Genomic DNA, 22,664 nt, shown 5'->3' on the forward strand with positions numbered 1-22,664 from the left:
GGTTTACCTCTTAACCGTCATCAGCATCATGCGATGGAAGGATTTGACGAGACTGGCGTTCAGGTCGTACTGCCGCTTGATCTCGCCGGTCTTGGTCATTTCTTCCGCAAGCCCGACCGAATTGCCCGATTCCTGCATGCCGATCTCGTTGTTGACCGGGTTGTCCCGCACCGCGATATTCTCGCTGAGTGTGCTTTCACCGAGGTGGGCAGGGTTTGTCCTGGCCATGCCGACCTGCTGGCTGGTGGCCTGCATGACCGCTTCGAAGGGACTGACATCTTTGGCGTGGAACTTGGGTGTGTTGGCGTTGGCGATGTTGGTCGCCACGACTTCCTGCCGCACGCTCAGCCATTCCGCTTGGCGGGATGCCAGTTCGAACAGTTGAATCGGTTGCATAGACTTCTCCATCTCGTATGGCCCGAACCTACGGGGTTAATCTTGCGTCAGACTTGCGGAGAAGGATGAAGGGGTGGAACAATGGAAACAGACGCATTGCTTGCGTGTCCCTCACAAACAAAAAAGCGCGCCGGATGTGTGGCGCGCCTTTTTAGCGGGGAGAAATTCTCTCATTTTTCCGGATGATAGGTTTTTCCGGAGGATGTCTCGATCAGCCATTCGCCATTGCGCTGCTCGATCTTCGTCAGCAAGGCATTATCAGGCAATGTGGAGCCGACCCGCACCATATACATGCCCGAACTGTCTTCGATCAGGGCGCGGCCATTGGAGACATGTAGCAGACGGAACGATGTCTGGCCGGGGAAGGGCTGGTCTTCGATTCCGGCTGCCACATTGTTCTGTCTCTCCTTGCCGCCAGCGTTGACGGTCGCCGTCGTCAGCATGTCGGGCAGCTCCGCCGCTGGCGGGGTGTCTTCCTTGTTACGGTTGGTCATGGCCATGGGCGAGACACTGAAGACTTCCCGCGGTCCGGTATGAGGCAGATCGCGGGTGCGATCGCCGCCCGCCACCTTCATGCCGAATTTCTCCTCGTTGAAGAAGACGTACCAAGGGAAAAAGGCTGCTGCAGCGGCAAGCGCGATGCCCGTCCATGCGAGAATGCGGTCGGGCGTGAAGAAGATCGGCTTGGACAGCACGTCTTCATCGTGGCTATTGTCGTTCCGCTTGTTGTTCACGGGGTCAGCCTCTCATTCTCGGATTGACCTGGGGCTGGCCATTCTGTGCTCCACCGCGCAATGCGGTCGCCAGATCGGCATAGGCATCCTGTGCCGCCGGTTCGTCCGGTAGCTGTTTCAGCGTTTCATAGATGATCGGAACCTGCTTCACCGCCATGTCGAGATCGGGGTCGGTTCCGGGCCGGTAACCGCCGATGAGGCGAAGATCCCGCGTTTCCTCGAAGCGATGCACTAGCGCCTTGAGGCGCGAGACCAGCTTTTCCTGATCCGGCGTCCACGCCTTCTTGGCAAGACGCGAGATCGAGGCGAGCGGATTGATCGGCGGATAGCGGCCCTCTTCGGCAAGGCTGCGATCCAGCACGATATGGCCGTCGAGAATACCACGGGTCGAATCGGCAATCGGATCGTTGTGATTGTCGCCATCCACGAGAATGGAGACGATGGCGGTGATGGTGCCGGTGCCTTCCGCGCCTGGTCCTGCCCGTTCCAGCAGCCGCGGTAGTTCGGTGAAGACCGAGGCGGGATAACCGCGTGCGACGGGCGGTTCACCCGAAGCGACCGCCACTTCGCGGATCGCATGGGCAAATCGCGTCACGCTGTCGATAATGAGGAGGACATTGTCGCCCTGATCGCGGAAATGCTCGGCAATGGTAACGGCGGAAAGCGGGGCCATCTTGCGCAGCATCGGGCTCTCGTCGCTCGTCGCGACGACGGCGACGGACTTGCTCATATTATCGCCCATCGTGTCTTCGATGAATTCGCGCACTTCGCGGCCGCGTTCGCCGACAAGCGCGATCACCACCTTGTCGAAGGCATCGGCCTTGGCGAGCATCGACAGCAGCGTGGATTTGCCCACGCCCGAACCCGCGAAAATACCGAGACGCTGCCCGAGGCAGAGCGGCGAAAAGATATCGATAGCCCGCACACCCGTCTTGAACGGTGTCTCCACCCTTTTACGGGTCATCGAGGGCGGTGCATTGTTGGAAATCGAACGGCGCACGATGCCGGAAGCAAGCGGCCCCTGGCCGTCGATCGGCTCGCCAAGGGCATTGATGGTGCGCCCGCACCAGCTCTCGTCGGGCGAGACGCGGAAGGCACCCTTGCGGATGACGGTGTCGTGGATGCCGATCGGCTCGCCGGGCTCGATAGGGCAGACATAGCAGATATCCGGCTCCACGCGCACGACTTCGCCGAGATGAATCCCAGTCGCGCTGCGATGGGCAACGAATTCGCCGAGCCGCACATGTCGCGACAGTCCGGACACCGTGTAGTGCCCGGCGGCGATGGTGCAGACATGGCCGCCATGCGCCACCGAAAATTCCGGATCGGCATAGTGCCCGGCAAGGCTGGCGAGCTGGGCTAGCTTCGGCGAAATGGCCCAGCCCGAGAGCTTGGATTGCGAGAGCATGGATTCCGGCATTGTCATCCGTCAGTTCCTCAACGCGCGCCGCCGAGCGTCTTGATGCCCTCGCCGAAGGTCGATTCGGTATCGCGCATCATCGACGAAATGCTCTCAAAGGCGCGGTTGACCTGGATGAGCTGCGTCATCTGGGAAATGCCGTTGACGTTCGACTGCTCGAGATAACCCTGAACGACGCCGACCTCATGATTGTTGACGACCGGAACGGGCTGGGCCACGGGCTTCACGCCGCTATTGGGGTGACGCAGGAAGCCCTTTGAAAAATCCGCCTGGAAGATGCCGAGCGAGGCGGCGATGGTGTCGTTCTGCCTGATGGCGCCGTCGAGGCCGACGGTGATCGGGCCGCCATTCGGATTGAGCCTGATCGGGCCGCCGCCCGCGTCGAGGACGGGATAACCGCTGGACGAGATCAGTGCGCCGTCCGGGCGCATGGTGAAACGGCCGTCGCGCGTCAGGATTTGACCATCAGGCGTATCCAGCGCAAACCAGGCGTCGCCCTTGATGGCGAAATCGAAGGAATTGCCGGTCTGCTCGAAAGCGCCCTGGCGTGTGGAGAGATAGTCGTTGCCCTGCGACACGAAAGCCACCTTGGCATTCATGTCATTGTGGTTCTTGGCGACCATTTCGTCGAATTTTACCTCGGAGCCGCGGAAGCCGACCGTGTTCACATTCGCCATATTGTCAGAAATGGTGGTGAGACGGCGCTCCAGCGCGATCTGCGAGGACAGGGCGACATATAGTCCGGATTGCATATCATTTGCCTCCGAGTTTCAGGGAGTTGATGGAAATCAGCAGGTCGGGGGAAATGCCGTAGCCGCTGGAGGAGCCGAAAACGGCCAGGGGATCGTAGGTCGTCGAGGGGTTTTGCATTTCCCACATGATGGTGAAACGCTCGAGCAACTTGCCGACCTTTTCAGGATCCTGCAGATCCTTGATATTGATGCTCTTTTCGATGAGGGCGGCCTGCTTGTCGACATCAGCAGCAGCAAATGCGTCAGGCAGGTTGAACGTTGTGCGGAACACCTGCGCAAGCGCGTCGTCGGCCAGAAAATCGAGGCCGGATTTGATTGTCGGTGCCTTGCGCTCGAAATAAAGGGCGAGCCGGACGCCGTTATTGTCGTCGCCCGCTTCCTGTTCCAGCGTCTGGCGCGCGTAGTTGCCGATGACACCTGATTTGGCCGCCTCGGTGGCGGTTGCCGCCGCACCAAGGCCCGCGAAATCCAGCGACTTTGCAAGCTCGGCATAACGATTGTCGGAGAGCTTGTTGGCGAAGGCGTTCTTATCGCTCGCCCCTTCCGTCAGCACCTTGCGGATGAAGGCTTTTGCATAGGCCATGTCTTCCAGGCCGTGGGCTTTCAGCGCGTAATTGTAAAGACGTGTATCGGCCATGAAATCGTCGATGGATTTCACGTTGCCGATCTTTTCACGGTAATATTCGGTCTCGCGTGCCACGTCTGGCTGCTTCGAGACCCGCTCGAGCGATTTGCCGATATCCTGACTGATCAGTCTGTAGCTGGTATAGGTGGAAGTCACTGAACCGCCGCTCTCGTTTGATCCCGATTTCAAGGCGCACGTCCGCCCTTGTCGGCATAATGTCGCGGCTTGCTTGTGCGAAACTGGCTGAGGTGAGGGCGGGGCAGGCGGCATTGCGGACAGGTTCACGCAAGCCACATTTTCTAGACATGGCGCCATGGAACACTGTTCGGGCGTGGTCGATCAATGAATATTGTAATTGGACTTATAATCACCTTCGGCTGCATCATCGGCGGCTATATGGCGATGGGCGGTCATTTGAACGTGCTGGTTCAGCCGTTCGAATTGATGATCATCGGAGGCGCCGGTCTCGGCGGCTTCATCATGGCGAACCCGATGAAGGTCGTGAAGGATTCGGGCAAGGCGCTCGGCGAGGCCTTCAAGCATTCGGTTCCGAAGGAGCGCAACTATCTCGACGTGCTCGGCGTGCTGTATTCGCTGATGCGCGACCTGCGTACGAAGTCGCGCAACGAGATCGAAGCGCACATCGATAATCCGGAAGAATCCTCGATCTTCCAGAGCGCGCCGTCGGTCCTGAAGAACAAGGAACTCACCTCCTTCATCTGTGATTATGTCCGTCTCATCATCATCGGCAATGCCCGCAGCCACGAAATCGAGGCGCTGATGGATGAGGAAATCGAGACCATCCTGCACGACAAGCTGAAGCCTTACCACGCGATCACCACCATGGGCGATTCCTTCCCCGCCATCGGTATCGTCGCGGCGGTCCTCGGCGTCATCAAGGCCATGGGCAAGATCAACGAATCGCCGGAAGTGCTCGGCGGCCTGATCGGCGCAGCACTCGTCGGCACCATGCTCGGCATCATCCTGTCCTATTCGATCTGCAACCCGCTCGCTTCGCAGGTCAAGATCGTCCGCACCAAGCAGCACCGCCTCTACATCATCGTCAAGCAGACGCTGATCGCCTACATGAACGGCTCGGTGCCGCAGGTCGCGCTCGAATATGGCCGCAAGACCATCTCCAACTATGAACGGCCGTCCATCGACGCCGTCGAGCAGGAGATGATGAATCCCGGCGGCGAAAACAAGGCGGCATGATCATGGCAAAAGCTGCAGCGCAAAAAGCCTCCGCCCCCACCATCGACACCGCCCTGCTCGCGAAACTCACGGGAGGGCTCACCGACCGCAAGACGATCGCGAAGATCGGTGCGGACATCGGCCATCTCTACAGCGAATTCCTGCCGGATACCTTTCACAGCGAGACCGGCATTGCGATCGACGTCGAATATATCGGTTCCGAATCGGGGCTGATGACCGATCTCATCGCCAATGTCGGGCAGAATGTTGCGGTTGCCGATTGTTCGCTGCGCAACTGGTGCCCCAATTTCATGATGGCGGTCGGCAACGGCTTCGTCATTGCGCTGATGGAGCGCATGCTGGGTGCGTCGCCCGATAGTATCGGCGACCCGGACGAGCGCAACCTGTCCCATATCGAGCTCGATCTCGCGGCGATGGTTCTCGGTCGTATCGCCGGTGTCCTGCGCTCCGGTGTCAATGCGCCGGGTGGCTTCGAAGCGACGATCGATCCGCCGTTCAATGCCAATGGAAAAAGCGCCTTCGACGAGATGATTGCCGGCCTTTACGGCGTGACCATCCGCATGAAGATCGATATCGGCAAGGTATCCTCGGAATTTTCTCTCATCGTGCCGCAGCGGCCGCTGCTCAAGACCTCCATCGTCGCCCCCAAGGCTTCAGCCCAGGCGCTGAAGAAGCAGGAGGAATGGATGGATATGATCTCGCAGCAGGTGAAGAGATCGCAGGTCACGCTTGAGGCGCGCATCAAGCTCGAAACGCTGACGCTGCGGACGATTTCCAGGCTGGTGGCCGGCGATGTCATTCCGTTTCAGGATCTGAAGCAGGACGATATCGGCGTCGAGGTCAGCGCCAACGGCTCCAAGCTCTATAATTGCGAATTCGGCAAGTCAGGCGACCGCTACATGGTTCGGGTGAAGAACAATGTCAGCACGGACGACGAGATCTTACGACATTTGATGGGTTAAATCCTGCCCGGCCTTTTGGGTTTTGGGCAGGCTGACGCAAGTTTCAAAGGGAATAATCAGCGCATGGCTACGAAGAAAACACCTGTGACCGATGATGCGGCGTTGCCGTCGTTTGAAGACGGCGTCGACCTCGACCAGGCTATCGGCGATCTGCGTGGCGTCCTCAAGACGGATGCGGAAGGTTCGCTGTCCGATTTTGGCGACTTCGGCGATTTCGGAAGCACGGACGAGGTTTCGACAGACAATGACCTTTCCGCCTTCGGTGGCGGAGCGGCGGATTTTGCGATGGACGATTTTGCCGCCGCCCCGCAGGTCGCGGGCGTGAAGGCACCGCTTGGCAGCGGTTTGTCCGAAAACATGGAAATGATCATGGACATCCCGATCGATGTTCAGATCGTTCTCGGCACCAGCAGAATGCTCGTTTCGGGGCTGATGAGCCTCGAAGAGGGTGCGACGATCGCGCTTGATCGCAAGATTGGCGAGCCCGTCGAGATCATGGTGAATGGCCGCCGTATTGCGCGCGGTGAAATAACGGTTCTGGAAGACGACGATACGCGCTTCGGCGTAAAATTGATTGAAGTACTGAGTACGCGAAAAGCCTGATCCCTGTGGGGACGGAGAGGAAAGACCATGATGGACTTCGAGGATTTCGGTAATCCCCTTGCGGGCAAGCCGTTGTCTCAGGCCGACAAGGCGGCCGCGGTGCTTCTTGCCATGGGCAAGGGCGTCGCCGGCAAGCTGCTGAAGTTTTTCACGCAGCACGAATTGCAGATGATCATTTCCTCGGCTCAGACGCTGCGCGTCATTCCTCCCGATGAACTCGCGCAGATCGTGGCGGAATTCGAAGACCTGTTCACCGAAGGAACGGGCCTGATGGACAATGCCAAGGCAATCGAAAGTATTCTCGAAGAGGGGCTGACGCCTGAAGAGGTCGACAGCCTTCTCGGTCGCCGCGCGGCCTTCCAGGCCTATGAAGCGTCGATCTGGGACCGTCTGCAGGAAGCCGAGCCGGAATTCGTCGGCAAGTTCCTGCTGCGCGAGCATCCGCAGACCATCGCCTATATTCTCTCCATGCTGCCTTCTTCCTTCGGCGCCAAGGTTCTCCTGACCATTCCGGAAGAACAGCGCGCCGATATCATGAACCGTACGGTGAACATGAAGGAAGTCAGCCCGACCGCCGCGCAGATCATCGAGAAGCGCGTGGTCAACCTCATCAACGAGATCGAGGCCGAGCGCAATGCCGGCGGTTCCACAAAGGTTGCCGATCTGATGAACGAACTGGACAAGCCGCAGGTCGACACGTTGCTGAGTTCGCTCGAAACGCTCAGCAAGGAAGCCGCCAACAAGGTCAAACCGAAGATTTTCCTCTTCGACGACCTTATGTTCATGCCGCAGCGCAGCCGCGTCCTGCTGCTCAACGATGTTTCGGCGGATGTTCTGACCATGGCGCTGCGTGGCGCCACGGTGGAAATCAAGGAATGTGTGCTCTCCAGCATCAGCCCGCGCCAGCGTCGTATGATCGAATCGGACCTTGCGGTGCCACAGGCCTCGCTCAACACCCGCGAAGTGGCTATTGCCCGCCGCGCGGTGGCGCAGGAGGCGATCCGGCTCGCCAATTCCGGCCAGATCCAGCTGAAGGACGTCGCCGCGGAGGAACAGTCGGCCGCCGCTTAAGCGGAAGCCGGTTGATAACCCGCCCCCAGGGCGGAGCGGGCCATTGCGATGGCCGGCCACGAACGCTAGTTTCGAAATGACGGCCTGCCGGGATCGGCGGGCCTTTTTTATTTCGGGAACGTGCCTTGGCAGACGATCAGGACAAGGACAGTAAAACAGAAGACCCAACGGAGAAAAAACTCCGTGATGCGGCGGAAAAGGGCAATCTGCCATTTTCTCGCGAAGTGCCGATCTTTGCGTCGTCGCTCGCCTTTTACTGCTATCTGGTTTTCTTCCTGCCCGAGGGTGCCGGCCGTCTCGGTGTCACCCTGAAGGACCTGTTCGGTCAGCCCGAACAGTGGAACCTCAGCACCCGGCCGGATGCCCTGGCGCTGCTCTATTTTCTCGGCACATCCGTCGCTTACCTGCTCATGCCGGCCATGATCATGTTCATCGTCTTCGGCCTTGCCTCGTCATTTCTACAGAACCTGCCGTCGCCTGTGCTTGAACGGGTGCGTCCGCAATGGTCACGCATTTCGCCGGCAAAGGGTTTCACGCGCATCTACAGCAAGCAGGGTTTCGTGGAGTTCGCCAAATCGGTGTTCAAGATTATGATCGTTTCGATCATCATGTTCTTTGCGCTTCGCGGTGATTTCTACAGCCTCATCGATCTGATGTTTTCCGATCCGCAGGTGATTTTCGTGCGCGTGGTCGAGATCGTCAAAAAAATGATGGTCGTCATCTTGCTCTCGACCGCGCTGCTCGCCGCCGTGGACGTCTTATGGACACGACATCACTGGTTCAGCCAGCTGAAAATGACGAAGCATGAGGTGAAGGAAGAATATAAGCAGTCGCAGGGTGACCCGGTGGTCAAATCCCGCCAGCGCTCGATCGCCCGCGACCGTGCCCGCCGCCGCATGATCAACAACGTGCCGCGTGCGACGCTTGTCATCGCCAACCCGACACACTTTGCGGTAGCGCTGCGTTACGTGCGCGAAGAGGGTGACGCCCCTGTCGTCGTCGCCAAGGGCCAGGACCTTATCGCATTGAAAATCCGCCAGATTGCGGAAGAAAACAACATCCCCGTTTTTGAAGACCCTCCGCTTGCACGCTCCATGTTTGCGCAAGTCTCGGTAGATAGTGTGATTCCACCAGTCTTTTACAAGGCTGTGGCGGAGCTCGTTCATCGGGTTTACGCCCGGACGTCATCGAAAATACGGGTTCAATAAAACCAATGAAAAAATCCGCCTATTCCGAACAGCGGGAAATGATCGTCGCAGAGGCGATCAACCCGATCGCCACTGAATTACGCTTGCTCGACCCGGCCGACCTGATTTCACTGCTCCGATTCGAGTGCTATGGCAGTATCGCCGATCTCGTTTCGTCGGCGGCGGAGCTTTATTATCATCCAGGCACGATCAATTTCGGCGCCGGCGGCGAATATAAGCTCGAATGGGAAGGCGTGCCGGAGATCGTCCTCGATCTCGAACTCAAGCCGAAGGGCGCGACGGTCTATGCGCGATTGATTCTCGCCGACAGGCATGCGGCGGTCGAGATCAATCATGTCTCGTTTCAGAACCCTTCCGAAAACCCGGATGAAAATACCGAGTTTCTCCAACGCAGCCTGACAGCCGCCCGATTCGTGGCCTCTCGTCAGGGCGAAGCGGCTTAACCGGATCAGCCGCCACAAATTTCCATCATGTCCGTTGCGCTCGTTGAATCACGGGCGCAACGACGTTTTTCCGGCGCGTTTTGGCCCGGGCTTGCCCGAAGCCTGCCGGTTTATGCGAAACCCGGCTGCGAGAGACAGGAACGCCTTGCAAATCAGTCTCGTTGTTTGTTACCTATCGTATTAACGATTTGTTAACGAACGGCAGGTCGCGGTGGCTGTTTCAGGCCATTGCCGATACGCATGATGCTCCTGCTCGTTGTCGGCACCGCGCCGGATTTTTTCTGAAATTTTGAGTTGGGTGGACCCCATGACAAGCATTTTGACCAATGCGGCGGCGATGGCCGCGCTGCAAACCCTGCGTATGATCGACAAGAACCTCGAGACGACGCAGGCGCGCGTGTCATCGGGCTTTCGTGTCGAGACTGCGGCGGACAATGCGGCCTACTGGTCCATTGCGACGACGATGCGCTCCGACAATAGCGCACTTTCGGCCGTGCAGGACGCGTTGGGCCTGGGCGCGGCCAAGGTCGACACCGCCTATGACGCGCTTGAAAGCACCATCGAGGTCGTCAAGCAGATCAAGGCCAAGCTTGTCGCCGCCTATGGCGTGGGTGCCGACCGCGGTAAAATCCAGGATGAAATCAAGCAGCTTCAGGAACAGCTGAAGAGCATCTCCGAATCGGCTTCCTTCTCGGGCGAGAACTGGCTGCAGGCCAGCATCAGCAACAGCGGTACGCCGCCGGTTGCGGAATCGATCACGAAAAAAGTCGTCGCATCCTTCACCAGGACCGGCTCCGGCAATGTGGGGGTCACCACCGTCGATTATACGCTCGACAGCAGCACGGTGCTTTTTGACCTGAGCGGCGGGAAGCTTGGGATTCTCGATAAGAACGCCGTTTTTGTCAGTAAAACGGAGACAGAGGTCATGCAGACCTCGACGACGGCCGGTAAGACGTCGCAAGCGGGTTATGTGGTTGAGAAGCTGAGCGACGCACAGATCGGCGCGCTCAATGCCGCAACGACAGATACGAACACGGATCCCAATCTCTATAGCAATGGCACGGACAACTATCTCCGCCTTGCGGAAAACGTCTGGGTCAAGGCCACGGCGACGAACCCGTCGAGCGGCGGCACGACCGTTTCCCCTGCCTATCGCGACACCGGCAGCACTGACTGGTTTTATGACGTCAGCGCCGGTACGGCGTCTGCCAATCGTTCCCTCGGTTTTTCCGTATCCACCCTTGATCTCGGCAATCTCGATGTCGTCGCTGCAGCCATGGGTGGCTTTGCTGGCGGCGGCACGACCTATACCGGCGCAGACGCCATCGACATGATGATGTCTTTCGTCGACAAGCAGCTTGAGGCAATGACCAGCACGGCTTCCAGCCTCGGTTCGCTGCAGAGCCGTATCAGCATGCAGGAAAACTTCGTTTCGAGCTTGATGGATGTGATCGACAAGGGTGTCGGCCGTCTCGTCGATGCTGACATGAACGAGGAATCGACCAGGCTGAAAGCCTTGCAGACGCAGCAGCAGCTCGGCATCCAGGCACTCTCCATCGCCAATGCCAATGCGGAAAATATCCTCCAGCTCTTCAAGTAACGGGTTTCGGCCGGCGCGGGCGAGCGGATGACTGGGCGCGGGCTGCCTGATGAGGCCCGCCTTCATCCTCGCACAAGTTTGAACACCTAACGTCGGGGCAAGATCGGGTGGATCGCATGGCGCGATCCGGCCGGGAATCATGGAAGAGACGGGCAGGGTAGCAAGGATGACGGTGGTGCCGCCAAACGGCTTAGAGCATTTCCAGGAAGAGTGGACGCCGGTTTTCCGTCTGGAAATGCGGCTTTCCCGCCTTGTTGGCCAGTTTTGCCGGGGGCAGGCATGAGCGCGTCGATTGCACGATTTCTCAAGGATTTCGGTGAGGCTCAACCGGCTTCACCGGCCTTCGGCGACGGGTTGGCGGATGCCGATACCGATTTCGCCTCTGGTTTTGCCGATATCACGTCCGGTTTCGACGATTTGGCACCTGTTGATGCGGAAGGCGAAAAACAGGCGGCCTATGCCCGTGGTTACGAAGATGCGACCCGCGAGATCACCGAAAAGATGCAGGCCGAGCGGGAAGAGCTGCTCGCCGCCCACACCGCTGAGCTCGAAGAGCTTCGTTCCGTCTATCTTGAAGAAACGGCCGTTTTTCTGTCGCGTCGTCTGCGCGAAGGTATCGATGCAATCGCCGCTAATCTCAGCGAACAGACCGCCAATATTCTTGCACCGGTTCTGACGGAAAAGCTTTCGCTCAAGGCGGTTTCGGCGCTGGCCGATGTCGTGCGCGCCTCCATGCCCGATGGCGAGGCGGTCACGCTTGTCGTGAAAGGCCCGAAAAACCTGTTCGACCAGTTGAAGACCCAGCCGGGTTTTGAAGAAGAGACGATGAAATTTACCGAGACAGCCGATATCGATCTTTCGATCGAGTTGGGTGAAAGCGTGTTCGTGACGCGCATGTCCGCCTGGGCATCCAGTCTTCGCAAGGTGATGAAATGAGTGAAGGCGAAAATCACCACCACGGCAAGAACGAGATCATCATCGTCAAGCGCCACAAGGGCGGGCACGATGGCGCCCATGGCGGCGCCTGGAAGATCGCCTATGCCGACTTCATGACGGCGATGATGGCGTTCTTCCTCGTCATGTGGCTGGTCAATGCCGCCAATGAAGAGACCAAGGCCTCTGTCGCCAGCTATTTCAACCCGATAAAGCTCTCCGACGAGAAACCCTCGTCCAAAGGGCTGGAAAAGCCTGCCGATAAGGAAGAGGGCGTCCAGAAGAAGGACCAGTCCAACATCCAGGCGGAGAAGGTGACCAAGGGCTCCGCCGCGGCGACGGGTGAGGATCTGACGTCGCAGACCGGTGAACAGTCGAATTTCTCCGAGGCGGACTTTTTCGAAAACCCCTATTCCGTGTTGGCGGAAATCGCCCAGCAGGTCGGGCAGCAGGCCAATGTCAGCGCCAAGGGCGAGGGCGGTGCGGCCGATTCCGGCCCGGCGACCGGTGCAAGCGGCGGCGAAGCCTATCGCGATCCCTTCGATCCGGATTTCTGGACGCAGCAGGTGAAAATCACCCGCGCCGATCAGAAGCAGGTTCCCGCAGAGGCCGCGCAGGCTGCCGATGGCAAACAGCAGGATGTGGCGGCCAAGGAGGCCGATAAGAGCGCCGAGGCTGTTGCTCTCGTGCAGGCCGGTACAACCGCCGACAAGGCGGAAGATGGCAAGTCGATGGAAATCGCGGCGGTGGTGCCGCAGCAGCGCCCGGATGCCGCCGAGCAGGCCGCGCTTGCCAAGCCCAATCCGGACCAGGCAAGCAAAGCCAGCGATGCCGAATGGGAAAAGGCCGATACACTGCGCGAAGAAATCGAGAAGCAGATATCCGGCATCACCGGCAAGCTTTCCGAGGGACTGGTGGTGACGCCGGCCGAAGGCGGATTGCTGCTGACCATTTCCGACCAGGCGGAGACGCCGATGTTCAATATCGGATCGGCCGTTCCCCGGGGTGAGCTGGTTCTGGCCATGGAAAAGATCGGCAAGTTGCTGCAGGAGCGCGGCGGTAGCGTGGTGATCCGCGGCCATACCGATGGCCGGCAGTTCAAGGGTGAGGCCAATGACAACTGGCGTCTTTCCATGGATCGTGCCCATAGCGCCTATTACATGCTGGTGCGCGGCGGCCTCTCGGAAGAACGGGTGAAACAGGTTTCGGGTTTTGCGGACCGCAGATTGCAGGTGCCGTCGAACCCTCTCGCGGATGCCAACCGCCGTATCGAAATCCTGCTTGAGGCTGATCGGGGGTGAGTGTGACGAAAACCTCGAAACGCTGGCTTCTTCTTGCGGCGACGCTTTGCGGTCTCGGCTCCGAGCCGAGCAAGGCGTTTTCGCAGTCGCAAGACAATCTTATGCCCTATGCCATGCTGCGGTCGCTGCAATTCGTGCAGGATTCAGTCGCTATGGGAGATCATTCCGCCTCCGAAATGCAGCGCTTTCTGCTGCAGACAATCGATGAACGGCTGAAGAGCGCGCCTTCGGCCATCTTCAAGGACCCGCGCAATGTCGATGCGGCGCTGATCTATGCGATGAGCGGTGGCAACCCGGCCACGCTGGAACTGCTGGTGGCGCGCGATGTCGACGGCAATTTCGACAGCCGTGTCGCCGATATCCTGCGTAAATACCTGTCCGGCAAAGGGACGCTGGTGGCGCAGAGTATCGCCGCCATGGTGCCGGAATATCGCGGCACGCGGATTGGCGCCTATCTGGCGCTGATTGGCGGCAATGTGACGATCCCGCGCGATCCGCTGGCGGCGCTCACCTTTTACGACATCGCCCGGCTTGAAGCGCCCGGTACCATTGTGGAGGAGGCGGCGCTGCGCCGCTCGCTCGCGATTGCGGTGGAAGACGGCGACGCGACGCGGGGTATCGACTATGCGCAGCGTTATGCGCGACGGTTCCTGCATTCGCCCTATGCCAGCCAGTTCGCGGATCTTCTGGTCTCGCTGGTGGTCAAGCGCGCCGATTCCATCGGCGAGGAGGCGATACAGGAAACCTTCGCCATGATGGATGCGGAGAGGCAGAAGGAAGCTTATCTGCGCCTTTCCCGCCTCGCGGCGATCAGCGGCAAGGATTCGCTGGCGCGCATGGCCGCGCTGAAGGCGAAGACGCTTTCTCCGGCTTTGCCGGGCACACCGGAAGTGCAGGCCAATCTTTATGAAAGTCTCTCCAACATCGGCACGCCCGATGTGGTGAGCGCGATCGAGGCGATCGGGCAAATTCCCGAAGCGCAGCTGTCGGATCGCGACAGGGCCCTGCGCGATGCGGCAAGGGCGATTGCCGACCAGGTGGTGCGTCCTCCTTCCGCAGAGACTGGCGTCCAGGCCAAGGCTGCGGCGACGAACGAGCCAGGCGGCACAGCACCTGCAAAAGAGGCGGCGGTCGCTGCCGATACAAAAAGCATATGGCGGGTTGAAACCCAGAAGGCGGACGATGCGGGCGAAAATGTCCGGCAACTCGTGACGAGTGGCCGCAGCAAGCTCGATGAAATCGACAGCCTGTTGAAGAAAGGCGAGGGGGCACCATGATCGACGCAACCATCAACGCGATAGTGAACGCGCCACCACCCGACACCCGCGCCAGCGGCGCAAATGCAAGGGACGACGCCAAGGGCGGCAGCTTCGGCGATGCACTTTCCACGGTCCGGGACGAACGCACGCCGCAATCGCGGCATCAGGATGCGGGTTCGGCCAAGGAGCAGCACGCAAAACCCGATGACGAGCCTGAAAAGACGGATGCTCCGGTCAAACGCCCCCCAACTTTTCTGAATACGATCGCTCGCGAGCATGCCGGCGAACCCCGTAACCACGAGACGGTGGCCGAGTTTCAGAACGCTCTGAAAACGGTGCGCACCTCGGCTGACAACGGCAAAACCGGCAAGAAGCTCAAGGATGAGACGGACAGGGATGCCGAGACGGCGGCGGACACGATTGATCCGAAGCTCGCGGAGCTCAAGACCGTCATGATCGGTGCCGGCGATATTGCGACAGCCAAGTCGCCGCTTGAGGAAATTGCGCAGGCGATTGCCGGCAAGGTGGATTCGGTGAAATCCGACAGGGCCGAACCCGTGCGCGGCAAGGCGGAGCCCTCGCTGAAAGACATGCCCACGAAGATGGAACTCGCCAAAAACGAGACGAACACCGGCGCGGAAGGCGGCAACGATGCCTCGGCCTTCCGTTTCTCCTCCTCCCGCTCGGGCACGGCCCGCGCGCTTGATATGGGCACGGTTCAGCGTGAAGGCCGTGTCGAGTTCGATGTCCGGGACAGCAGCGGCAAGGTGGCCGATAACGTCACTGTTGTCGATTCGCGGCGGTTCATCGGCCTGGCGCCCTCGACCAATGCTTCGGCTCTGACCGGCCTCATCGTCAATGATCCGGAATGGGTCAGCGCCATGCAGCCGGGTTCTTCGTTGTCCAATGCGGCGGCCCAGAGCAGCACGGGCAAGGTCGTGCATACACTGAAGCTGCACATGACGCCGATCGAGCTCGGATCGGTGACGATGTCGCTGCGCCTTGCGGGTGATGAGCTTGCCGTTCACATGACGGTGGAGAGCATGGCGGCCTATAAAAAGCTCCAGGACGACAGCAAGAGCATCCTTGAAGGTCTCAAGGCGCAGGGTCTGACGGTCGACAACATCACCATCAGCATCGCTTCTTCCGACAAGAGTGACCAAACGGGCACACAAGGCAACAATCAGCAAAATCAGCAGGCGCAGCAGCAGGGCCAGCAGGCCTCCGCTGGGCGCAACCGTGACGAGTCCGGCGCACGGGATGGCCGGCAAGGCAATGGTGATAATTTGGGGGTGCATAATGAAGGCATGGATGGCGCTCTCGGCTCTGGCCGCTCTTCTGCTGACAATGGCGTCTACCTCTGAAAACGCGTCGGCTTCGGCAACATCAGGTGTCTGTGAAAGAGAGATCCAGTCGGCCGCCCGCAAATATGGCGTGCCGGAAGGAATTCTCTATTCCGTCGGCCTGACCGAGACGGGCCGCAAAGGGCGTCTCGACCCCAATGCCATGAATATTGAGGGAAAACCGGTATTTGCGGCCTCTACGGAGGAGGCGATGATGACTTTCGAGGCGGCGAAACGCAACGGCGCCAAGCTGATTGACCTCGGATGCATGCAAATAAACCATTATTTCCACGGCGAAAACTTCACCTCCGCGCGGGAAATGTTCGATCCGCGCCGCAATGTCGAATATGCCGCCATGTTCCTGCGCAATCTCCATAACAGGCATGAAACCTGGACAATGGCAGTCGCGCGCTATCACGCCGGCCCGAATAATGACCCCGCGCAGAAGAAATATGTCTGCCGCGTCATCGCCAATCTCGTGGCGACGGGGTACGGGAAATGGACTGCCAACGCGAAAAACTTCTGCGACGGATAGCAACCTGAAATTGTCTTTCAAGGTCGCAGGACTCGTAATTTGAAATGTGGCGATAGATTGATCGAAAAAAGGCGCTGCAAGCTGTTTTTTTGGGTTTTTAAAATTTTTACACAAAAATTTTGTACCACATATGGTTAATACCCACTATATATAGATCAAATCGGCACCAAATAGTTAATCAATTATTAATAACTATCGATGATTTCCTACAGTTGTTCGTGAATCCCCCGATTCGTACCAATGCCTCATTGGAAAACACCACACTGATTCGGAGGCGGACGAATGATCGTAGTGGTTGATGAGCGCGAGCTCGTTAAAGACGGCTATACATCTCTATTTGGGCGTGAGGGCATCCCCTCGACCGGGTTCGATCCGGTTGAGTTCGGGGAATGGGTCTCGACGGCGGCAGACAGCGATCTGGCGGCCGTGGAGGCCTTCCTGATCGGCCAGGGCGACCGGAGCTTTTCGTTGCCGAAGGCGATCAGGGATCGCACGACGGCACCTGTCATCGCGGTCAGCGACCAGCCCTCGCTGGAAGCAACGCTCGCGCTGTTCGACAGCGGCGTCGACGATGTCGTGCGCAAGCCGGTTCACCCCCGTGAAATCCTTGCGCGTGCGGCGGCTATCCGCCGCCGGCTGCAGGTCATCTCGAACTTCACCGATGCAGGGCCGATCCGGGTTTTCTCCGATGGTCGCGATCCTGAAGTGTGCGGCGAAGTCTTTGCCTTGCCGCGCCGCGAGCGTCGCATCCTTGAATATCTGATTGCCAATCGCGGACGTCGCGTTTCCAAGTCGCAGATTTTCAATGCCATCTACGGCATCTTCGATGATGACGTCGAAGAAAACGTCGTTGAAAGCCACATCAGCAAGCTGCGCAAGAAGCTGCGCAAGAAGCTTGGCTACGATCCGGTCGATTCCAAGCGGTTCCTCGGCTACAGCATTGATTGGCAATGATTTTCATTGACCCGCGTGGTCTTTTTCAAACGCGGTATTTCAGACAGCTTCACGCAAGCCAAACGCTTTACCTTCTCCCTGAAAGATGACCACGAGGGTTTTTGAATGAGTATTTTCGGCACTATGCGAACCGGTGTGTCCGGCATGAATGCGCAGGCGAACAAGCTGGGCACCGTGGGCGACAACATCGCCAACGCAAGCACCACCGGCTACAAGCGCGCATCAACGTCGTTCTCTTCGCTCGTTCTGCCCTCCTCATCGGGCAGCTATGCGTCCGGCGGCGTGCAGTCCAACGTTCGCTACAGCATTTCGGAGCAGGGCAACCTCTCCTACACCACCTCGAGCACGGACCTTGCCATTCAGGGCAACGGCTTCTTCGTGGTTCAGGATGGTGCAGGCACGCCTTATCTTACCCGCGCCGGCGCCTTCCAGAAAAACTCCGAGGGTTATCTGGAAAATGCCGCGGGCTTCAAGCTGATGGGATACCCTTACGGCGCCAACCCGCCGGCTGCGGTTGTCAACGGCTTTACCGGCCTCGCGGCTATCAACATCAATGATTTCGGTCTGACGGCGTCGCCTTCAACCCAAGGTAGCTTCCCGGCCAACCTCAATCGCGATGATGCCATTGTTGCTGCCGGATCGCTTCCTGGCGATAACGTGGCTACGTCGAAAATTGGCGCCAAGACGTCGCTGACGGCTTTTGACAGCGGCGGCGCCAAAGTTCTTTACGACTTCTATTACACGAAGACTGCCGACAATACCTGGGAAGTCGCGGTTTACCGTCAGGATCAGTCCACGAATGGTGGTTTTCCCTATGCGGCTACAGCGCCTGCAACACTCGTTCAGGAAAAAGTCGAGCTGACTTTCGATCCGGCAACGAACAAGCTCACGACGGCGTCGCCCAAATCCATCACCATCAATGACGCTAACAGCGGCGTTGCACAGGCTATCAATATCGACCTGTCGCAGATGACGCAGTTCTCGTCGAAGTTCACGCCCGGCACCGCGGTGCTGAACGGTAACGGTCCGAGCCAGATCAAGGATGTCGAGATCGGCAAGGACGGTCTGGTGACGGCGGTCTATCAGGATGGCGGTCGCCGCAACATCTACCAGCTGGCGCTGGCAACTGTGCCGAGCGTCGACAATCTGAGCCCGCAGAACGGCAACGTCTATCTGCCGAGCAACGACTCGGGTGTCGTTACCATCGGCTTCCCGCAAGCGGGCAGCTTTGGTTACATCCAGAAGGGTGCGCTGGAAGGTTCGAACGTCGATATCGCCAGCGAACTCACCGATATGATTGAATCCCAGCGTATCTACACAGCGAATTCGAAAGTCTTTCAGACTGGATCGGATTTGATGGACGTCCTGATCAATCTGAAGAGATAATACTTCTCACGAGGACAGATGAATGTCGCTCACGTCAGCAATGAATACTGCGCAATCGATTTTCAATAACACAGGTAAGCAGACCGACGTTACTTCGAAAAACATTGCCAATGTCGGTAATGCGAACTACGTCAAGCGAACCGCCATTCTCGGCACGACCATGGCCGGAGCGAGTATCGTCTCCAATGGCCGTGCCCAGAATGAAAGTCTTCTTCGGCAGACTATTTCCAGCTCTTCTCTTGCTTCCGGCCAGAGGTCCGTTCTGAGCGGTCTCGAGGAAATAAAGAGTGTTTTTGGCGGCAATAATTATGAGAGTTCGCCAGCCAACTATATGAAGGAACTGCTCAAGAGCCTGGACGGCTACGCGGCAAAGCCGAGCGATGCGGCGCTGGCAGCGACGGCCGTCACATCCGCTTCGGATGTCGCCAGTTCGCTCAACAAGGCTTCGTCCGAACTGCAGGGGATGCGCCTGCGCGCCGACAAGGAGATGTCCCTCCAGGTCGACAAACTGAACGGACTGCTTGCCAAGTTCGAAGAAGCCAATAACGAGGTCAAGGCGCAGACAGCGATCGGCGGTGATGCGAGCGACGCGCTCGATCAGCGCGAGACGCTTCTGAAGGACATTTCCTCCATCGTCGGCATCAATGTCGTCAATCGCCCCAACAACGATGTCGCGCTTTACACGACTGACGGCGCGACGCTGTTCGAGATCGTGCCGCGCAGCGTGACCTTCAAGACCCAGCCGGGTTACGACGCGACGACCACAGGCAACGCCATTTACATCGATGGCGTGGCGCTGAAGGCAGGCACTGGCACCAATACCACGGCCGCGGGTTCGCTGCAGGGCCTGATGCAGGTCCGTGACGATCTGGCGCCGACGATGCAGAGCCAGCTCGACGAAATTGCGCGTGGTCTCATCACCATGTTTGCGGAAAAGCCGGCAGACCCGACCAGCGGCCTGCCGAACATGCCGGGTTTGTTCACCTACGGCTCGCCGGCCGCGACGACCATTCCGCCAGACGGAGTTGTCTCTCCCGGGCTCGCAGCCAGCATTACCGTCAACCCGGCGTTAATTATTTCCAAAGGTGGCAATCCGGAATTGTTGCGTGACGGGGGTATCAACGGTACCGATTACGTCATAAACACCGCAACTTCGGGGGGAACCGGTTTTTCCGCCCTGATCCGCAGCTATGTCACTGCTTTTGACGCGCCCATGAATTTTGCCGCGTCGACACGTATCGATACGAATACCAGCATCCTGAAATACGGCACCAACTCGATGGGGTGGCTTGAACAGGAACGTTCCGGTGCGACTTCGGCAAACGAAGCAAAAGGCGCGCTTTATGAGCGCTCCGCCAAGTCTTACTCGAATAATACGGCGGTCAGCCTGGATGAGGAGCTGTCGCTGCTCATGGATATCGAACAATCCTACAAGGCCGCCACGAAACTTGTGACCACCGTCGACGAGATGCTCAAGTCGCTGATGGACATGGTGAGGTAAACGATGAAAACGTCCTTCATTTCATCGCTGGCAATGCAGAACAGCATGCGCAGCACCATCCTGAAGGCTCAGCTTGAGATGACCAATCTCAATACCGAGCTGACGACGGGCAAGCATGCCGATCTCGGCCTGACGCTGGGCGCCAATACCGCCCGCAGCCTCGATCTCAATCGCGACATCGACCGCATCTCCTCGCTGGTCAGCGTCAATTCGATTGCGACGCAACGCCTCAAGTCCTCGCAGACGGCGCTGGACGGCATGGCGAAAGCCGCGCAGGAAATCCAGAAGGTGCTGGTCCCCAACACCAGCAGTGAAGCACCGACGCTGACGACGGTCTCCCAGACCATCTCGAATGCGTTCAACAACTTCACCAGCTTCGCCAATACGGCGGTCAATGGCGAGTTTCTGTTTTCCGGCATCAATACGGATGTGAAGCCCGTCGATGATTATTTCGCGGATGGTTCTCCGCTGAAAGCGGCCTATGAGACGGAACTGAACGCGTTCATGGCGGCGCAGACGCCGCCGGTGGGCGATTTCGCAAGCCTGTCGAAAACGCAGGTCGAAGGCTTCATGACGCATATCGAAGGCGTCTTTAAAGGTACGACCACCGTCACGAACCCGCCGCACACCAGCCTGACGGCCGGCCAGAACTACGATTTCTGGACGACCTTCGGCTCGAAAGCGAGCAACACCAACATGACGAGCCGCATCAGCCAGAACGAGATCGTGGAAACGTCCAGCAACAGCAACTCGCAGGGTATGCGCTATTTCGCACTGACCGCGATGACGTCGATGACATTCCTTGATCCGAAGGTGGACAGCGGCATCCGCGAAATGGTCGCCATGAAGTCGGTGACGAATATAGGCACCGCCATCAATGGTCTGAACCAGCAGCAAAGCCAGCTCGGTCTTTCCGAAAGCCGTGTTTCAAAAGCCAATGATTCGCTGGAGGCCCAGAAGAAGATCATCGAAACACATCTGCTGGATATTGAGGGGATCGATACCTACGAGGCGAAAACCCGTCTCGACCTGCTGCAGCAGCAGATTGAGATCGCATACAGCCTGACGTCGCGTCTGCAAAAAATGAGTCTGGTAAACTACCTCTGATGAACAGGGGTGGCGGCAGATAAAGGATACATGAATGTACCAGTTTTCCTACGCCGAAATCATGGAGGATGGTGTCGCCAACGCGAAAGATCGCGAGCGGCAGGCGTTGACAAAATCGATCGACCTTCTGGTGGAGGCAAGGGACTCCTCTTCGCAGCGCCACTCGATCGAAGCACTTTTTTACACTCGACGGGTCTGGATCCGCTTCATTGAGGATCTCAAGCAACCCGACAACCAGCTGGCCATGGAACTGAGAGCCAATCTGATTTCCATCGCGATCTGGATTTTGAAAGAGTGCGAACTGATCCGGAAACGTCAGTCGACGAATTTCCAGGGCATAATTGACGTGACAACCATCATCAGGGATGGACTGAAATGAAAAGTACACTTCGAATCTCGCTGAAATCGGGCGAAAAGATTTTCATCAACGGCGCGGTTCTGCGTGTGGATCGCAAGGTGGCGCTGGAATTCCTGAACGATGTCACGTTCCTGCTTGAAAACCACGTTCTGCAGCCCGACCAGGCGACGACTCCGCTCCGGCAGCTCTATTTCATCGCACAGATGATCCTCATCAACCCGGAAGGGCGCGAGCAATCCACCAACATGTTCCGCAAGTCCGTGAGCATGCTGCTCAATTGCTTCCAGCATGACGAGATTCTGGCGGAACTGAAGCGGATCGACGGGCTGGTTGCCTCCGGCAAGGCTTTCGAAGCGCTGAAGGCCATTCGCGGTCTCTACACGATCGAGGAAAAAATCCTCAGCAATCAGGAAATGACCCCGGCAACGATCGAACAGATTCGCAAGGAGATCGCACCATGGCGGTAGATGCAGTCAACTCGGCAGCCGCTAACCCCTGGGCCAATGCCGGGGCGAGCAGCAGTGACAAGAATGCGGCCTCGCTGAACTATGACAGCTTCCTGAAACTCCTCATCGCCCAGATGAAGAACCAGGACCCGACCAGCCCGATGGATGCGGGCCAGCAGATGTCGCAGCTGGCAAGCTTCTCGCAGGTCGAGCAGACGATCAAGACCAACACCCACCTGAAGAGCATGCTGCAGGCGGAAGCCCTGACGCGCGCGTCCGATCTTGTCGGCAAGACCGTCATGAGCGCCGATGACAAGGTCACCGGCGTGGTGAAGGAAGTGCAGGTCTTCTCCGACGGCATCGTCGCCGTGACGGAAGCCGGTGATAAAGTGCTGCTACAGGCCGGCGTGGTCTTCTCCAACGGCCCAATCACGACTAAATCTGACGAAACGACGGCTGATTCGAACAACTCGGCCGGTTCCTGATAGTGAGGCGGCATGATGCCGCCTCTA

General features: G+C 58.4%; 24 protein-coding genes. 19 read left to right on the top strand and 5 right to left on the bottom strand.

The features are described 5' to 3' along the window. Positions 1-3: 3 nt before the first annotated feature. The 5 genes from flgB to GSF67_RS01395 all read right to left on the bottom strand — a co-directional run bounded on the left by flgB (position 4) and on the right by GSF67_RS01395 (position 4,083). Positions 4-396 (bottom strand): flagellar basal body rod protein FlgB, encoded by a 393-nt coding sequence (flgB, locus tag GSF67_RS01375; protein WP_006313020.1) that lies wholly within the window; start codon positions 394-396, stop codon positions 4-6. Between the two features lie 170 nt (positions 397-566). Beyond that, positions 567-1,091: a hypothetical protein gene (locus tag GSF67_RS01380; RefSeq protein ID WP_035215397.1), complete on the bottom strand. Its 525-nt coding sequence runs from the start codon at positions 1,089-1,091 to the stop codon at positions 567-569. 43 nt (positions 1,092-1,134) lie between these two features. Then, positions 1,135-2,556, bottom strand: a complete 1,422-nt coding sequence (gene fliI / locus GSF67_RS01385; RefSeq protein ID WP_006313022.1) for a flagellar protein export ATPase FliI — start codon at positions 2,554-2,556, stop codon at positions 1,135-1,137. Between the two features lie 11 nt (positions 2,557-2,567). Then, positions 2,568-3,302, bottom strand: a complete 735-nt coding sequence (flgF, locus tag GSF67_RS01390; RefSeq protein WP_006313023.1) for a flagellar basal-body rod protein FlgF — start codon at positions 3,300-3,302, stop codon at positions 2,568-2,570. Between the two features lies 1 nt (position 3,303). Further along, positions 3,304-4,083, bottom strand: a complete 780-nt coding sequence (locus GSF67_RS01395) for a DUF1217 domain-containing protein (protein ID WP_035215323.1) — start codon at positions 4,081-4,083, stop codon at positions 3,304-3,306. A gap of 186 nt (positions 4,084-4,269) precedes the next feature. On the opposite strand from GSF67_RS01395, the gene motA reads away from it, so the two are divergent. The 19 genes from motA (at position 4,270) to flgD (ending at position 22,637) form a co-directional block, all read left to right on the top strand. Further along, entirely contained in the window at positions 4,270-5,142 is an 873-nt protein-coding gene (gene motA / locus GSF67_RS01400) for a flagellar motor stator protein MotA (RefSeq protein WP_006313025.1), read from the top strand. Continuing rightward, complete coding sequence (locus GSF67_RS01405; RefSeq protein WP_006313026.1) at positions 5,139-6,104, top strand: FliM/FliN family flagellar motor switch protein; 966 nt, start codon at positions 5,139-5,141, stop codon at positions 6,102-6,104. Before motA ends, GSF67_RS01405 begins: the two co-directional genes overlap by 4 nt. A 63-nt stretch (positions 6,105-6,167) precedes the next feature. Then, positions 6,168-6,707, top strand: coding sequence for a flagellar motor switch protein FliN (fliN, locus tag GSF67_RS01410; RefSeq protein ID WP_006313027.1), 540 nt, complete (start codon positions 6,168-6,170; stop codon positions 6,705-6,707). Positions 6,708-6,734: 27 nt separating this feature from the next. Further along, positions 6,735-7,778, top strand: coding sequence for a flagellar motor switch protein FliG (fliG, locus tag GSF67_RS01415; RefSeq protein WP_006313028.1), 1,044 nt, complete (start codon positions 6,735-6,737; stop codon positions 7,776-7,778). A 125-nt stretch (positions 7,779-7,903) separates the two neighbouring features. Beyond that, complete coding sequence (gene flhB, locus GSF67_RS01420) at positions 7,904-8,986, top strand: flagellar biosynthesis protein FlhB (RefSeq protein ID WP_006313029.1); 1,083 nt, start codon at positions 7,904-7,906, stop codon at positions 8,984-8,986. Positions 8,987-8,991: 5 nt separating this feature from the next. Beyond that, positions 8,992-9,429 carry a hypothetical protein gene (locus GSF67_RS01425; RefSeq protein WP_006313030.1) on the top strand — a complete coding sequence of 146 codons (438 nt, stop codon included), beginning with the start codon at positions 8,992-8,994 and terminating at the stop codon, positions 9,427-9,429. A 307-nt stretch (positions 9,430-9,736) separates the two neighbouring features. After that, positions 9,737-11,029: a flagellin gene (locus GSF67_RS01430; RefSeq protein WP_035215325.1), complete on the top strand. Its 1,293-nt coding sequence runs from the start codon at positions 9,737-9,739 to the stop codon at positions 11,027-11,029. Positions 11,030-11,308: 279 nt separating this feature from the next. Beyond that, the gene (locus GSF67_RS01435) at positions 11,309-11,965 is read left to right on the top strand and encodes a hypothetical protein (RefSeq protein WP_006313033.1); all 657 of its coding nucleotides are present in this window, start codon (positions 11,309-11,311) and stop codon (positions 11,963-11,965) included. Continuing rightward, on the top strand, positions 11,962-13,263 hold the full coding sequence (locus GSF67_RS01440; protein WP_006313034.1) for a MotB family protein: 1,302 nt from the start codon (positions 11,962-11,964) through the stop codon (positions 13,261-13,263). Before GSF67_RS01435 ends, GSF67_RS01440 begins: the two co-directional genes overlap by 4 nt. Then, entirely contained in the window at positions 13,260-14,540 is a 1,281-nt protein-coding gene (gene motC, locus GSF67_RS01445) for a chemotaxis protein MotC (RefSeq protein ID WP_006313035.1), read from the top strand. The genes GSF67_RS01440 and motC overlap by 4 nt, the downstream gene beginning before the upstream one ends. Then, entirely contained in the window at positions 14,537-15,886 is a 1,350-nt protein-coding gene (locus GSF67_RS01450; protein ID WP_006313036.1) for a flagellar hook-length control protein FliK, read from the top strand. The genes motC and GSF67_RS01450 overlap by 4 nt, the downstream gene beginning before the upstream one ends. After that, a complete protein-coding gene (locus tag GSF67_RS01455; RefSeq protein ID WP_006313037.1) occupies positions 15,834-16,400 on the top strand; it encodes a lytic transglycosylase domain-containing protein in 567 nt (188 codons plus the stop codon). The genes GSF67_RS01450 and GSF67_RS01455 overlap by 53 nt, the downstream gene beginning before the upstream one ends. Positions 16,401-16,682: 282 nt before the next feature. Beyond that, a complete protein-coding gene (rem, locus tag GSF67_RS01460) occupies positions 16,683-17,354 on the top strand; it encodes a transcriptional activator Rem (protein ID WP_006313038.1) in 672 nt (223 codons plus the stop codon). Between the two features lie 105 nt (positions 17,355-17,459). Beyond that, positions 17,460-18,740: a flagellar hook protein FlgE gene (locus tag GSF67_RS01465; protein WP_006313039.1), complete on the top strand. Its 1,281-nt coding sequence runs from the start codon at positions 17,460-17,462 to the stop codon at positions 18,738-18,740. 22 nt (positions 18,741-18,762) lie between these two features. Continuing rightward, a complete protein-coding gene (gene flgK / locus GSF67_RS01470) occupies positions 18,763-20,241 on the top strand; it encodes a flagellar hook-associated protein FlgK (protein WP_006313040.1) in 1,479 nt (492 codons plus the stop codon). Between the two features lie 3 nt (positions 20,242-20,244). After that, on the top strand, positions 20,245-21,348 hold the full coding sequence (locus GSF67_RS01475; protein WP_006313041.1) for a flagellar hook-associated family protein: 1,104 nt from the start codon (positions 20,245-20,247) through the stop codon (positions 21,346-21,348). Between the two features lie 34 nt (positions 21,349-21,382). Then, positions 21,383-21,727 carry a flagellar biosynthesis regulator FlaF gene (flaF, locus tag GSF67_RS01480; RefSeq protein WP_006313042.1) on the top strand — a complete coding sequence of 115 codons (345 nt, stop codon included), beginning with the start codon at positions 21,383-21,385 and terminating at the stop codon, positions 21,725-21,727. After that, a complete protein-coding gene (gene flbT / locus GSF67_RS01485) occupies positions 21,724-22,173 on the top strand; it encodes a flagellar biosynthesis repressor FlbT (protein ID WP_006313043.1) in 450 nt (149 codons plus the stop codon). The genes flaF and flbT overlap by 4 nt, the downstream gene beginning before the upstream one ends. Next, positions 22,164-22,637: a flagellar hook assembly protein FlgD gene (gene flgD / locus GSF67_RS01490; protein ID WP_006313044.1), complete on the top strand. Its 474-nt coding sequence runs from the start codon at positions 22,164-22,166 to the stop codon at positions 22,635-22,637. The genes flbT and flgD overlap by 10 nt, the downstream gene beginning before the upstream one ends. The last annotated feature ends 27 nt before the right edge of the window (positions 22,638-22,664 follow it).

It is taken from the genome of Agrobacterium sp. CGMCC 11546 (assembly GCF_013365515.1).
GTDB classification, from domain to species: Bacteria; Pseudomonadota; Alphaproteobacteria; order Rhizobiales; family Rhizobiaceae; genus Agrobacterium; species Agrobacterium fabrum.

Bases quoted from the DNA above. Each gene is read 5' to 3' on its own strand.
- fliI (WP_006313022.1), bottom strand. From the start codon at position 2,556: ATGACAATGCCGGAATCCATGCTCTCGCAATCCAAGCTCTCGGGCTGG.
- motA (WP_006313025.1), top strand. From the start codon at position 4,270: ATGAATATTGTAATTGGACTTATAATCACCTTCGGCTGCATCATCGGC.
- GSF67_RS01425 (WP_006313030.1), top strand. From the start codon at position 8,992: ATGAAAAAATCCGCCTATTCCGAACAGCGGGAAATGATCGTCGCAGAG.
- flaF (WP_006313042.1), top strand. From the start codon at position 21,383: ATGTACCAGTTTTCCTACGCCGAAATCATGGAGGATGGTGTCGCCAAC.
- GSF67_RS01405 (WP_006313026.1), top strand. From the start codon at position 5,139: ATGATCATGGCAAAAGCTGCAGCGCAAAAAGCCTCCGCCCCCACCATC.
- GSF67_RS01430 (WP_035215325.1), top strand. From the start codon at position 9,737: ATGACAAGCATTTTGACCAATGCGGCGGCGATGGCCGCGCTGCAAACC.
- fliN (WP_006313027.1), top strand. From the start codon at position 6,168: ATGGCTACGAAGAAAACACCTGTGACCGATGATGCGGCGTTGCCGTCG.
- flbT (WP_006313043.1), top strand. From the start codon at position 21,724: ATGAAAAGTACACTTCGAATCTCGCTGAAATCGGGCGAAAAGATTTTC.
- rem (WP_006313038.1), top strand. From the start codon at position 16,683: ATGATCGTAGTGGTTGATGAGCGCGAGCTCGTTAAAGACGGCTATACA.
- flgD (WP_006313044.1), top strand. From the start codon at position 22,164: ATGGCGGTAGATGCAGTCAACTCGGCAGCCGCTAACCCCTGGGCCAAT.
- fliG (WP_006313028.1), top strand. From the start codon at position 6,735: ATGATGGACTTCGAGGATTTCGGTAATCCCCTTGCGGGCAAGCCGTTG.
- GSF67_RS01440 (WP_006313034.1), top strand. From the start codon at position 11,962: ATGAGTGAAGGCGAAAATCACCACCACGGCAAGAACGAGATCATCATC.
- flgF (WP_006313023.1), bottom strand. From the start codon at position 3,302: ATGCAATCCGGACTATATGTCGCCCTGTCCTCGCAGATCGCGCTGGAG.
- GSF67_RS01450 (WP_006313036.1), top strand. From the start codon at position 14,537: ATGATCGACGCAACCATCAACGCGATAGTGAACGCGCCACCACCCGAC.
- GSF67_RS01435 (WP_006313033.1), top strand. From the start codon at position 11,309: ATGAGCGCGTCGATTGCACGATTTCTCAAGGATTTCGGTGAGGCTCAA.
- GSF67_RS01455 (WP_006313037.1), top strand. From the start codon at position 15,834: ATGGCGCTCTCGGCTCTGGCCGCTCTTCTGCTGACAATGGCGTCTACC.
- flgK (WP_006313040.1), top strand. From the start codon at position 18,763: ATGTCGCTCACGTCAGCAATGAATACTGCGCAATCGATTTTCAATAAC.
- flgB (WP_006313020.1), bottom strand. From the start codon at position 396: ATGCAACCGATTCAACTGTTCGAACTGGCATCCCGCCAAGCGGAATGG.
- GSF67_RS01465 (WP_006313039.1), top strand. From the start codon at position 17,460: ATGAGTATTTTCGGCACTATGCGAACCGGTGTGTCCGGCATGAATGCG.
- GSF67_RS01475 (WP_006313041.1), top strand. From the start codon at position 20,245: ATGAAAACGTCCTTCATTTCATCGCTGGCAATGCAGAACAGCATGCGC.